This is a genomic window from Nonomuraea sp. 3-1Str (assembly GCF_031570565.1).
Lineage (GTDB): Bacteria > Actinomycetota > Actinomycetes > Streptosporangiales > Streptosporangiaceae > Nonomuraea.
The window spans coordinates 91,068-103,391 of the sequence record NZ_JALHBK010000019.1 but is presented as its reverse complement, the minus strand read 5'-3'; the positions used below and the strand labels follow the sequence as shown (position 1 = coordinate 103,391).

8 protein-coding genes are annotated in these 12,324 nt (G+C 71.0%); 4 read left to right on the top strand and 4 right to left on the bottom strand.

The window, feature by feature from the left end:
* Positions 1-58 precede the first annotated feature (58 nt).
* Complete coding sequence (locus MTP10_RS27355; protein WP_310712555.1) at positions 59-976, top strand: aldo/keto reductase; 918 nt, start codon at positions 59-61, stop codon at positions 974-976.
* Between the two features lie 97 nt (positions 977-1,073).
* Complete coding sequence (locus MTP10_RS27350) at positions 1,074-2,303, top strand: MFS transporter (RefSeq protein ID WP_310712554.1); 1,230 nt, start codon at positions 1,074-1,076, stop codon at positions 2,301-2,303.
* A 158-nt stretch (positions 2,304-2,461) separates the two neighbouring features.
* Here the strand turns inward: MTP10_RS27350 and MTP10_RS27345 are convergent, their stop codons facing one another.
* From MTP10_RS27345 to MTP10_RS27330, 4 genes are read right to left on the bottom strand one after another with little or no spacing between them, the layout of a single operon-like run.
* The gene (locus MTP10_RS27345) at positions 2,462-4,162 is read right to left on the bottom strand and encodes an MGH1-like glycoside hydrolase domain-containing protein (protein ID WP_310712553.1); all 1,701 of its coding nucleotides are present in this window, start codon (positions 4,160-4,162) and stop codon (positions 2,462-2,464) included.
* Positions 4,163-4,165: 3 nt separating this feature from the next.
* Entirely contained in the window at positions 4,166-4,972 is an 807-nt protein-coding gene (locus tag MTP10_RS27340; RefSeq protein ID WP_310712552.1) for a carbohydrate ABC transporter permease, read from the bottom strand.
* Positions 4,969-5,913, bottom strand: a complete 945-nt coding sequence (locus tag MTP10_RS27335) for a sugar ABC transporter permease (RefSeq protein ID WP_310712551.1) — start codon at positions 5,911-5,913, stop codon at positions 4,969-4,971. Before MTP10_RS27335 ends, MTP10_RS27340 begins: the two co-directional genes overlap by 4 nt.
* Positions 5,914-5,919: 6 nt before the next feature.
* The gene (locus MTP10_RS27330; protein ID WP_310712550.1) at positions 5,920-7,203 is read right to left on the bottom strand and encodes an extracellular solute-binding protein; all 1,284 of its coding nucleotides are present in this window, start codon (positions 7,201-7,203) and stop codon (positions 5,920-5,922) included.
* A 234-nt stretch (positions 7,204-7,437) separates the two neighbouring features.
* Here MTP10_RS27330 and MTP10_RS27325 point away from each other — a divergent pair, with 234 nt between their 5' ends.
* Positions 7,438-8,454: a LacI family DNA-binding transcriptional regulator gene (locus MTP10_RS27325; RefSeq protein WP_310712549.1), complete on the top strand. Its 1,017-nt coding sequence runs from the start codon at positions 7,438-7,440 to the stop codon at positions 8,452-8,454.
* A 186-nt stretch (positions 8,455-8,640) separates the two neighbouring features.
* Complete coding sequence (locus MTP10_RS27320; protein WP_310712548.1) at positions 8,641-12,297, top strand: LamG-like jellyroll fold domain-containing protein; 3,657 nt, start codon at positions 8,641-8,643, stop codon at positions 12,295-12,297.
* Positions 12,298-12,324 lie beyond the last annotated feature (27 nt).

Here is a 12,324-nt window from a genome sequence, read left to right as displayed (position 1 = left end):
GCGTACGCCGAGCCCGGACGAAACTGCCAGGACGCCGAGACCGGAAGAGGACGATGACGTGACGCTGCCAACCGCGAAGCTCGGCAGGACCGGACTGCGGGCGAGCCGCCTCGGATACGGAGCGATGGAACTGCGCGGGCCGCAGGCGTGGGGCAGGCCGGTGAGCGACGACGAGGCCCGCACGGTGCTGAACACGGTCCTCGATTCGGGGGTGAACCTCATCGACACCTCGCCCGACTACGGCGACGCCGAGGAGCACATCGGCCGCTGGATCTCCCACCGGCGCGACGAGTTCATCCTCTCCAGCAAGTGCGGCTGCCCCCTCGCGGCGGCCAGTGACCCGCGGATGTTCCCGCCGCACGTCTACACGAGGGCGAACGTCCGCGCGTGCGTCGAGCAGAGCCTGCGCCGGATGCGCACCGACCATCTCGACATCCTGATGGTGCACATGAGCCCGAGCGTCGCGGTGATGCGGGCCGAGGAGACGATCGCCGAGATGCGGGCCCTTCAGGACGAGGGCGTGATCCGCTTCACCGGCATGTCAGGCGAGCTGCCCAACCTTCCGGAGCACATCGCGACCGGGGCGTTCGACGTCTTCCTCCTCCCCTACTCGGCGCTCGACCGCTCCCACGAGGAGCTCGTCGGCGCCGCCGCGGCCGCCGGCGCCGGAACGATCGCCCGCGGCTCGGTCGCCCGCCCGCTCACGGCCCCGCCCGAGGCCATGCCGGAGCCGATGCGCCGGCCGCTGGCCGACCGCCACGCACGACTGGCCGCCGCCGGCCTGGACGATCTGGCCGACGGCGCCTCGACGATGGAGCTCCTGCTCCGCTTCATCCTCAGTCACCGGGATCTGGACTCGGTGATCGTCGGCTCGGCCCAGGTCGCGCACGTGCGGGCCAACGTCGCAGCCGCCCGGAAGGGCCCGCTCCCGGCGGAGGTGTACGACGCGCTGCGGGACCGCCTCGGCACGGGGTGAGAGCACGGGGGTGAGAGCACGGGGTGAGAGACTGCCGGCGAGCACGACGGGCGGTCCCCCGGCGGGCCGGCTCAGGGCCCCGGTGGATGATGTCCGGATGACATCTCAGGCGAACGGCGGCAAACGTATGCCCGTCGGGCTCATCGCGCTCACCCTCGGCAGTTTCGGGATCGGCCTGACCGAGTTCGTGATCGCGGGCCTGCTTCCGCAGGTGAGCCGGAGCCTGGCCGTGTCCGAAGCCGCGGCGGGGTGGCTGATCTCCGGATACGCGCTGAGCGTCGCGGTCGGCGCGATCGTGGTGACCGCCGCCACCAGCGGACTGTCCCGCAAGGCGGTCCTCGTCGGACTGGTGGCGCTGTTCTTCGTCGGCAACCTCCTCTCCGCCGTCGCATCGGGCTACCCGATGATGCTGCTCGGACGCGTCGTCGCCGCCCTGTGTCACGGCTCGTTCTTCGGCCTCGGCTCGCTCGTCGCGCGGCGGATGGTTCCGGCGGAGCGGGCGTCGAGGGCGGTGGCGGTGATGTTCGCCGGGTTGACACTCGCGAACGTCCTGGGCGTGCCGTTCGGCGCCCTGATCGGCGAACGCTGGGGCTGGCGGGCCACGTTCTGGGCGATCACCGCGATCGGCGTGATCGCGCTGATCGCCATCGCGGCGCTGGTGCCGCACTGGGCGGGCGCGGTGGACCGCGGGCATCCCTCGACGGCTTCCGGCCTGAGCGGCCTGCGTGTCCAGCTACGCGCGTTCCGCTCCGCGCAGGTCTGGCTGACGCTGGCGGCCACCGCGCTCGGTTACGGAGGGATGTTCGGCGCGTTCAGCTACATCGCGTACACCTTCACCCGGATCACCGGCTTCTCCAGCGCCGACGTCGCCTGGCTGCTCGTCGTGTACGGGAGCGGGCTGGTGATCGGGAACATGGCCGGCGGGCGGGCCGCGGACGGCAACCGGGACCGCACGCTGATCGTCTCCCTGGCCGGCCTCGCCGTCACGCTCACCGCGTTCGGGCTGCTGGCCGGCAGTCCCGTCGCCGCGGTGGTCCTGGTCTTCCTGCTGGGCCTGTTCGGGTTCGCCGGCGTTCCCGGCATGATCACCCGCGTCACCGACTACGCGAACGGGGCCCCGCTGGCCGCCAGCGCCAACGTGTCGGCCTCGAATGTCGGGAACGCCCTGGGGGCCTGGCTCGGCGGCCTGGCCATCAGCGCCGGCCTCGGCTACACCGCTCCGCTGTACGTCGGCGCCGCCGTCGTCCTGGCCGGGCTCGTCGTGATGACGATCAGCGCGCGACGAGCAGCGGCCCAGGCTCCGGCGGATTTGCTAAGGCTCCGCTGACGGCAACACCCGGACCCCGGCCCGCCCCGGCCGTGCGGCCAGGACCGCCGTCCTGGCCGCGTCCGCCGGCGCCTTCGTCACGTCACCGCCGGTCGGCGGCACCTGACGGGAACCGGACGCACCTGACCGGGCCGGCCGTCCCCGGCCTGGTCATCCGGTCAGGCCTGGCGACGGCGGCGCCGCTCGTGGGCGGCGGCGAGGATCAGGTAGGCGCTGGCCGTCCACGTGTAGGCACGGTCGCGGAGCCCTTCGCCGGTGCGGGCGTCGAAGTTCTCGGCGAACCCGGACCGCTCGCACAGCCTGCGGAAGCGGGCGCTGATGTCGTCGGCCAGCGCGGTGTGGCCGGCACGGCGCAGCCCGTCCTCGATGAGGACGGTCGAGGGCGCCCAGATCGGGCCGCGCCAGTAGCCGTCGTCCTGGTAGTGCTCCGAGGAGGGGTGCTCGGTGGCGGGCCCGAACGTGGTCAGGTGCTCCTGGACCCGTGCGGCGAGCGCCGTGTGCACGGCCTCCGGGAGTTCGTCGCCGAGCACGATCGGCATGAGGTCGAGCAGGCTGGAGCTGGCCCAGGTCTTGCCGGAGTGCGCGCCGCGGGCGACGAACCGCTCCCCGGTCCACAGCTCGGCGAGCAGCGCGTCGCGCATCCGGTCGGCGGCGCCGGACCAGTGGGCCGCCGCGGCCGGATCCGGCGCGCGCCGGGCCAGCTCGCGCAGTTGCAGGACGAGGAAGGCGGCCAGGTCGGCGGTCTCGACGACGCGCTCGGGGTCGAACGTGGTGGCGTTGTCCCAGCCGCTGTCGTTGCCGTGCTGGTAGTGCGGCAGCTCGTGGCCGGGGACGCGGCGGGCCTCCAGCCAGAAGGCGGTCCAGCGTTCCAGGAGCCGGTAGGTCTCCTCCGGCTCGTCCGCCGGCGGGAGGTGGCGCAGGGTCCAGCCGTGAATGGGGGGTTTGACGAAGTTGTAGAGGATCTCGGAGTGGGTGACGGAGTCGGGCAGCGCCCCGGCGGCGTCCTGGTGGTCGAACGGCAGCCGGAACTGGTCCCACGCCATCTCGGGCAGCCCGCCGCCCAGGGCGATGGCGTTGAAGCAGTGGTCCCAGCTCCACACCTTGTCCATCCAGTGCTTGGACATCAGCACGGCCGGTCGGGTGACGAATCCGGCCGGCCGTACGGTGGCCGACCACAGGACGTAGGCGGCCAGCTCGGCGGCGGGCGTGGCGTCGCTGCGCCAGGGGGCGACCGCCTCGGCGAAGACGTCGAACTCGGCGCGCGCCGCCTTGACCACCTGCTCGAAGGTGTCGGTGCCGGCGTAGGGAGCGCGGGCGGTCTCGTACTCCTCGATGGCGATCTCCCAGTCGCCCAGCAGCGTGACGCCGCGTTCGGCGGTGCCGAGCGCCTGCGCGCCGAGCGCCTCGGCCTGTCCGCCGAGCACGGTGATCCGATAGCGGCGTCCGGTCTGGTAGACGGTGAAGACGAACGATCCGTCGACGGGATCGATGTAGAAGTACGGGCCGCTGAAGGGCGTCAGCACGGGGTCGGCGGCCAGCAGCCGCAGTCCGAGCCCCCGTCCGCGCAGCCGCACCGTGTCGGCGCCGTCGTAGGCGAGGTCGATCCGGCCGTCGTCGCGGCTCCAGGTGAGCTGGTGCGGGGTGGCGGTGACGTCGCTCTCGGCGGTGGGGGCCAGCCGCAGGATCGGGTGCATGCCGGTCTGGTGGGAGACCAGATGCACATCCTGGGCATAGGTGTGTTCGGCGATCACGGGCGAGAAGCCGAACCAGGAGCCCCGATGACTGAACGGGATGTCCCGCAGGGAGAACACCGGGCCTGAGGCGGCGACGGTCATGAAGAGGGGGTCCCTTCTTTTCACAGGTCAGTCCTTGACGGCGCCCGCTGTGACGCCGGCGGCGACGTAGCGCTGGGCGACGATGAGCAGCAGGGTGGCCGGGACGGAGGCCACGACGGCGGTGGCCATGATGGCGTTCCACTCCTGGTTGTTGTTGCCGATGTAGTGGTAGATGCCGAGCGTGATCGGCTGGTGGTCGCCGCCCTGGTCCAGGGTGGAGGCGAAGACGAAGTCCGACCACGCCCACAGGAACGCGAACAGCGACACGGTGATGAGCGAGTTGCGGGAGACGGGCAGCACGATCGAGACGAACGTGCGCACCACCCCGGCGCCGTCGGTGCGGGCGGCCTGCAGCAGCTCCTCGGGGATGCCGGACATGAACGTGGTCAGGATCAGCACCGCGAACGGCACCGCGAGGGTGGAGTCGGCCACGATCAGCCCGGGGACGGTGTTGAGCACGCCGGTGGTGAGGAAGATGGCGTAGAAGCCCATCGCCATGATGATGCCGGGGATCATCTGCGCGATGAGCAGCACGAAGCTCAGCGCTCCCCCGCCGCGCGGTCGCAGCTTGGCCAGGGAGTACGCGGCGGGCGCCGCGAGCAGCAGGGTCAGCGCCACCGTGCCGAGCCCGACGACCAGGCTCACGCCCAGGTACGGGAGCTGCTGGCCGAGGACCGCGCGGTAGCCGTCCAGGGTGCCGTTGACGGGGAAGAGGTTCGGCGGGCTCTTGCGCATGTCGGTGTCGCGGGTGAACGACACGTTGATCATCCAGTAGACCGGGAACAGCATGACGCCCGTCAGCACCAGACCGATGCACGTTCTGAGGTGTCTCATGCCGGGGACTGCCTTCGCTGCGCGCGGATGTAGACCAGCCCGAACACCAGAGCCATCACGATCAGCAGGTTGCCCACCGCCGCGCCGGGGCCGAAGGAGGGCACCAGGTTGCCGAACCCGAGCCGGTAGGACCAGGTGGCGAACGTGGTGGAGGACCCGCTCGGCCCGCCCTTCGTCATGATCCAGATGATGTCGAACACCTTCAGCGTGTAGACCAGGCCGAGCAGCAGCGTGATCGCCGAGACGGGCCGCAGCAGCGGGAAGGTCACCCGCCAGAAGCGCTGCCATCCGTTCGCGCCGTCCAGCGCGGCGGCCTCGTAGATGGCCGGCGAGATGCCCTGCAGCCCGGCGTACAGCACCACGAGGTTGAACGGGATGCCGATCCAGACGTTGGCGATGATGACCGACCACAGCGACCAGTCGGGCGAGGTCAGCCAGTTCACCGGCCCTGCCCCGAGCAGGCTCAGCATGGCGTTGACCACGCCGGAGTCGCTGTTGAGCATCCATGACCAGGTCGAGGCCGACACGATCAGCGGCAGCAGCCACGGCACCAGGAAAAGCGCCCGCAGCGTGGCCGACAGCCGGAAGTTCCTGATGAAGAACAGCGCCAGGGCCAGCCCGATGGTGAACTGGAAGGCCAGCGACACCACGGTGAAGAGCACGGTGTGCCACAGTGCCGGGCCGAAAGTCGCGTCGGCGAAGACCTTGGCGTAGTTGTCGAACCCGGCGAACGGCGCGTCCCCCTGCACGAAGGAGCGCACGGTGTAGTTGCGCAGGCTCAGCTCGACGTTGCGACAGAGCGGGTAGGCGTAGAAGACCAGCAGGTAGACGACGACCGGGGCCAGGAACGCCCACGCCGCCCACTGACCCGACCGGCCCCGCCCCGTCGCCGGGACGGCGGCGCGGGCGGGGCGGACCTGCGTCTGTGTGACTCGGTTCATCGCGGGTTACTGCGTCGCGCTCGCCGCGGCCGTCTGTGCCGAGGCCATCGCCTCCTGCGGAGGCTTCGACCCGCTCAGCGCGGCCTGCACCGCGCCCCACATCGGCTCGGAGATCTTCGGGTACTTGGTGCCGAGATCGTCACTGGTGCGACCCTTGGCCGCCTTGACCGCGTCCACCCACACCTGCAGCTCCGGGGTCGCGGAGACCTGCTTGGCCTGCACCGCCTCGGTGGGCGCGATGTAGGACAGGGTGGTCGTGGTGCTCAGCGAGTTGTCGGTGCTGGTCAGGCAGGCCACCAGCTTCTGCGAGGCGACGTAGCGGGCGGTGTCGGACTGCACGGGGATGCTGACGAACTCCCCGCCGGTCGGCGCCGGCGCGGTGCCGCCGTCCTTGCCCGGGATCGCGATGATGCCGTACGCGAAGCCGGTCTTCTTGGCGTTGGCCAGTTGCCAGGTGCCGTTCTCGGCGAAGGCGAAATCACCGCCGGCGAACTCCTGCCAGCTGGTGGTCTGCGTGTTGTTGATGACGGAGTTGGGGGCGTAGCCCTTCTTCAGCCAGTCGTGCCACAGGGTCACCGCCGCGACGCCCTCGGGCGAGTCGAGCTTGGTGAGGGTCGCCCCGGAGCCCCAGAACCAGGGCAGGAACTGGAAGCTGCCCTCCTCGGTGCCGATCGCCGAGAACGTGATGCCCTTCTTCCCGGCCGCCTTCACCTTCTCCAGCGCGGCGGTCAGCGACGCCCAGTCCTTGACGCCGGCGGGGTCCACCCCGGCCTTCGTCAGGACGTCCTTGTTGTAGTACAGCGCCAGGGTGTTGGCGCCGATCGGCACGCCGTAGGTCTTGCCGCCGCTCTGCCCGGCCGCCAGCAGGTTGGGCGCCAGAGCGGAGACGTCCAGCTTGTTCTCCTCGGTCGTCGTCAGCACCCCGGCCTCGGCCAGCGTGGAGACGACCGGGTTGTCCACGATCAGCACGTCCGGCGAGTTGCCCTGCTGGGCCGCCAGCAGGGCCTTGTTGGTCAGGTCGCTGGTGTCGTAGCCGGTCCGTTCGACCGTCACCCCGGCCTGGGTGCCGCACGCCTGGAGCAGCTTCACCCACTCCGAGCTCTTGTCGTACTGCGGATAGGGGTCCCAGATCGTGTAGGCGCCGCCGCCCGCGGCGGTCCGGCCGGCGCTCGCCGAGCCGCCGCCGTCAGACGATGACGATGACGACGAGCAGGCCGCCAGTCCACCGGCGGCGGCCAGGACCGCCAGACTCATGCCGGCCGCGCGCCGGCCCCTTGACGCTGAACTCATTTGGCGTGACCTCCGCAGCGTTACGCGGCTGTTCTCGGGCCGCGGTCGAACCGATTCGGCGAATCGGTTCGACCGAACATAGGCCCGGCCTGTCGTGTGCGTCAATGGGCTGGGAGGCACGGTGTGCGGTCCGTGACACATCCCCGTCACGGACCCCGGGAGAGAAGGGCCGCGGCGTGAAACGATTCGACCTACGATGGTCTCCGGCCGACTGCCAGACTGAGGAGCGCGCGGGTGAACATCGGGGAGATCGCCAAGCGGGCAGGTGTGTCACGCAGCACCGTGTCGTACGCGCTCACCGGCAAGCGCCCCGTGTCCGAGGGGACCAAGCGGCGCATCCAGGCGGTGATCGACGAGCTGGGCTACCGGCCCAACGCCACCGCCAGGGCGCTGAAGGAAGGCCGCACCCGCACGATCGGCCTGGTCATCCCGCCCGCCGGCCGGCGCCTGACCGACATGCAGCTGGGCTTCGTGGCCAGCGTGGTCGACGCCGCCGCCCGCGCCGACCTCGACGTCCTGCTGTCGCCCTCGGGCGGCGAGCACGACCGCTCCTTCGAACGCGTCGTCACCGGCCGGCGCGTGGACGGCGTCATCCTCATGGAGATCCGGCTCGAGGACGACCGCGTCGCCCGCCTGAACGGCGCCGGCATGCCGTTCGTCGGCATCGGCCACACCAGCCACCCGGAGGAGATGTCCTGGGTGGACCTCGACTACGAGACGCTCATCGCCTCCTGCGTGCACCACCTGGCCGACCTCGGCCACCGGCACGTCGCCCTGGTCAACCGTAACGCCGAGCTGGTCGCCGCCGGTTACGGCCCCGGCCACCGCGCCCAGGCCGGTTTCGACCGCGCGCTCGCCGAGCGCGGGCTGCGCGGCGTGCGGGTCTGCTCCGGGGACGACGCCCAGGCCGGGCAGGCGTGTGTCGAGCGGCTGCTGGCCGAGCACCCGGAGCTGACCGCCATCGCCACCATCAACGAGGCCGCCGTCGCCGGCATGTACCGAGCGCTGGCCGGAGCGGGCCTGGCCGTGCCCGCGGACTTCTCCGTCGCCGGCGTCGCCGCCCGGCACTGGGCCGAGAACCTGCACCCGCCGCTGACCGCCGCCGACGTGCCCGCCGACGACATGGGCGCGCACGCGGTCGAGCTGCTCCTCCAGCGCATCGCCGACCCGCTCGCCCCGCATCGCCGTCTTCTGCTGACCCCGCCGATCTCGCTGCGCGGCACGACCGGACCCGCCCGGCACCGCCCCTGACCCGGGGACACGGCGGACTCGACTCCGGGCCGGACGCACGGCCGTGCGTGACGGCGGCATGGCCCCGGTGTGTCGGCGGCGTTTCCGGCTCTTGACCGCTTCGCGGCATGACGCCTATCGTCCAGTCGAATCGATTCGCCGAATCGATTCGACTCCTCCCCCCGCACCCCCCGAAGGGCAAAGCGCATGGCACCTCCCTTGTCCCGGCGGATTCTCGGCCGCAAGCCGCACACCGCCCTCGCCTCCGCCTCCGCCCTCGCCTCCGCCCTCACGCTGACCGTCCTCACGATGACCGCGATCCCGGCGGCCGCCCTACCGGCCGCCGGCGCCGGCCCGGCGCTCGTCCTGCACTACGACTTCGAAGGCGACCTGTCGAGCGGCACCGTCGAGGACCGATCCCCCTCAGGGCTGGACGGGACGCTGGTCAACCCCGGCTCGGCCACCACCGCCGCCGGCGCCGACGGCACGCAGGCGCTGTCCCTGCCCGGCGGCGCGAACGGCTCGGCCACCGCCCCCTACGTGACGATTCCGGGCGGCCTGTTCCGCGACCGCCACGCCATGACGATCTCCACCTGGCTCAGCTGGGACGGCGGGCCCGACTTCCAGTGGGTCTACAACCTCGGCAAGGACGCCGGGACCGCCACCTTCGCGACCCCGTCCTTCGCCGGCGACGCCACCACCCGCTCCTCCATCAAGCCGGTCAACGGCAACGTCGAAGTCGGCGTCCCCGGCACGCAGAAGCTGCCCACCGGCCGATGGGTCAACCTCGTCACCACCATCGACGGCAGGACCCTCACCTACTACGTCAACGGCGCGGCCATCGGCAGCACCGCCGCGCAGATCGACCTGGCGGCGGTGATGCACGCCGACGGCAACACCACCTCCGGCTTCCTCGGCAAGGCGTTCTGGGGCGGCCACCCGTTCCTGGCCGGCGACCTGGACGACTTCCGCGTCTACGACGCCGCCATGAGCCCCGAGCAGGTCGCCGAGCTGGCCGGCGACCACCTGGCCACGCTGAAGAAGATGGAGCGGACCTCCTTCGGCGTCACCACCTACACCGGCATCGCGCCCGACCTGCCCAAGACCGCCACCGCCGAGTTCTCCGACGGCATCCGCCGCGGCGTGGCGGTCACGTGGGACCCGATCGACGCGGCACGGTACGCCGAGCCCGGCCAGTTCACCGTCAAGGGCAGCGCGTACGGCACCCCGGTCGAGGCCACCGTCAAGGTGATCGCCAACAACCTCACCGTCGATCTGGGCGCCCCGACCGGGCCGTTCCACGGCGGCGCGTCCGGCACGCTGTACGGCGTCTACGGCGAAGGCGTCCCCACGGGCAACCTGCTGGAGGGCATGGGGCTGCGCACCGTGTCGACCAAGGCCCAGGACGGCCCGCAGCACCCCGGCGCCGACGCGCTGGAGGTGGTCAAGCCGCTGGCCGACGCCACCGACGGCGACGTGTACATCTACATGACCGACATCTACCGCGGCTTCCCCTACCAGTGGCCCGGCGACACGCCCGAGGAGCGGCTGAACGACTACAAGGCCAAGATCGCCAAGCAGGTCGACCAGGTCCGCAAGCTCGACCCGAAATATCAAGACAACGTCGTCTTCGTGCCGTTCAACGAGCCCGAGGGCAACATGTTCGGCAGCGGCTCGTGGAGCTACAACAACGTCAGCTGGCTCGCCGATCCCCAGTACTTCTTCAAGGCCTGGGACGAGGTCAACGCGCTGATCAAGGGCAGGATGCCGAACGCCAGGATCGCCGGCCCCAACACCAGCTGGCTCTACGACGGCGTCAAGGGCTTCCTGCGGCACACGGCGCAGGCCGGCACCGCTCCCGAGGTCGTCACCTGGCACGAGCTGTCCGAACCGGCCCACATCCGCAGCGCCGTCGCCACGTACCGGCAGTGGGAGCAGGCCGCTTTCGACGGCACCGCCTACGCGGGCAAGCGGTTGCCGATCAACCTCAACGAGTACGCGCACAACTACCACACCTCGGTGCCCGGCCAGATGATCCAGTGGGCCTCGGCCATCGAGGAGTCGAAGGTCGACGCCGACATCGCGTACTGGAACATCGACGGCAACCTGTCCGACTCCGCCGTCCAGGCCAACCGCGGCAACGGCCAGTGGTGGCTGCTGAACGCCTACAGCCGGTTGTCCGGCGACACCGTCAAGGTCACGCCGCCGCGCCCGGACTTCAGCTACACCCTGCAGGGCGTCGCCACCCTGGACAGGGCCAAGGCGCAGGCCCGTGCCCTGTTCGGCGGCACCTCGGGCAACGCCGGCATCCGCTTCGACCACGTGGACACCAGACTGTTCGGCGGCACCGTGCACGCCCTGGTCCAGGAGATCCCGTGGACCGGCCAGGTGGGCGACTCGGCCCAGCCGGACGTCGTCGCCGAGCTCGACCAGCAGGTGAGCGACGGCTCGGTGGCCTTCGCCTTCGGCGACGTGCTGCCGCAGCTGAAGGAGTCCTCGGCCTACCAGATCATCCTCACCCCCGGCCGCAACGCCACCTCCCCCGCCAAGGCGACCAAGCTGTGGCAGAGCACCTACGAGGCCGAGGACGCGGCGCACACCGGAAGCGCCTACCGGCGCGAAGGGCCCCAGGGCTCGCCCGACGACGTCGGCCGGTACTACACCTCCGGCCGTCACGACGTCGGCGGCCTGCGCACCGGCTCCGACCTGACGCTCGACGTCAAGGTCTCGGTGCCGCGGGACGGCACCTACGACCTGTCGGTCTTCGCCAACTCCCAGAACACCGCCGACGCCGTCAAGGAGCAAGGGCCCACCAACGTCTTCCTCCGCGTGGACGGCAAGGCCGAGCAGGAGCTCCACCTGCCCCTGGCCTACCGCTGGCTGGTCTGGGACCACGCCGACACGAAGGTCGAGCTGACCAAGGGCGAGCACGTCGTCACCCTGGCCACCAGGAGCCTCGACGGCACCCGTTCCACGAAGGGCGACGCACTCGTCGACAAGATCGACCTGTCGCTCGCCAATCCGGCGGCGGACGAGACGATCTACGAGGCCGAGTACGCCACCCTCAAGGGCGCCGGCACCGACTACACCCGCAAGAAGGTCTCCGGGTCCGGCGTGGCGACGGTCTCCAAGGACCAGACGGCCACCTTCTGGGTCTACTCCCCCGATGACGGCGAATCCACCCTGAACGTCGACACCCAGGGCGGCGGCCGAGGCCGGCTGGACGTCAACGGCCGGCGCCTCACCGGCGTCAGCGCCGACACCACGGTGAAGGCGTTCCTGTCCGGAGGCGTCAACAAGATCACTGTCACGGGCCAGGCCGGCAAGCTGGCGCTGGACCGCCTGCGCGTCACCGACACCGACGGGTCGCTCAAGCCCGTCTGGTACGAGGCCGAGGCCGCCCGCCTCGCCGGCACCGCCAGGGTCACCGCCCACCCGCTGGCCGGCGGCGGCAAGGCCGTCACCGACATCGGCGGCGCTCCCGGCAACGCCAACACCCTCACCTTCGACGTCACCGCCCCGGCCGACGGCACGTACGCGCTGACCGTCCGCTACGCCAACCCCGAGCAGTCCCCCGCCTCCCACTACAATCCCGACCCGCTGGCCCGCCACGCCGAGATCTCCGTCAACGGCGCCCAGCCCCGGCGGACCTGGTTCCCCCATTCCTTCCACGCGGGCAACTTCTGGGAGCTGAGCGTCCCGGTTCAGCTCAGGAAGGGAGCCAACACCGTCACCTTCGCCTCCCAGGAGCTGCCGAGCTTCGACGGCGGCACCTACATCTCCGACACCTTCCCCGACATCCTGCTCCGCTCGAAGTACGCCCCGATCGTCGACAGGATCGCGGTGACGCCGATCGCCAGGTAGCTTCCGCAGGTACTCGGAAACGGCCCT

Bases quoted from the DNA above. Each gene is read 5' to 3' on its own strand.
- MTP10_RS27350 (WP_310712554.1), top strand. From the start codon at position 1,074: ATGACATCTCAGGCGAACGGCGGCAAACGTATGCCCGTCGGGCTCATC.
- MTP10_RS27340 (WP_310712552.1), bottom strand. From the start codon at position 4,972: ATGAGACACCTCAGAACGTGCATCGGTCTGGTGCTGACGGGCGTCATG.
- MTP10_RS27335 (WP_310712551.1), bottom strand. From the start codon at position 5,913: ATGAACCGAGTCACACAGACGCAGGTCCGCCCCGCCCGCGCCGCCGTC.
- MTP10_RS27330 (WP_310712550.1), bottom strand. From the start codon at position 7,203: ATGAGTTCAGCGTCAAGGGGCCGGCGCGCGGCCGGCATGAGTCTGGCG.
- MTP10_RS27320 (WP_310712548.1), top strand. From the start codon at position 8,641: ATGGCACCTCCCTTGTCCCGGCGGATTCTCGGCCGCAAGCCGCACACC.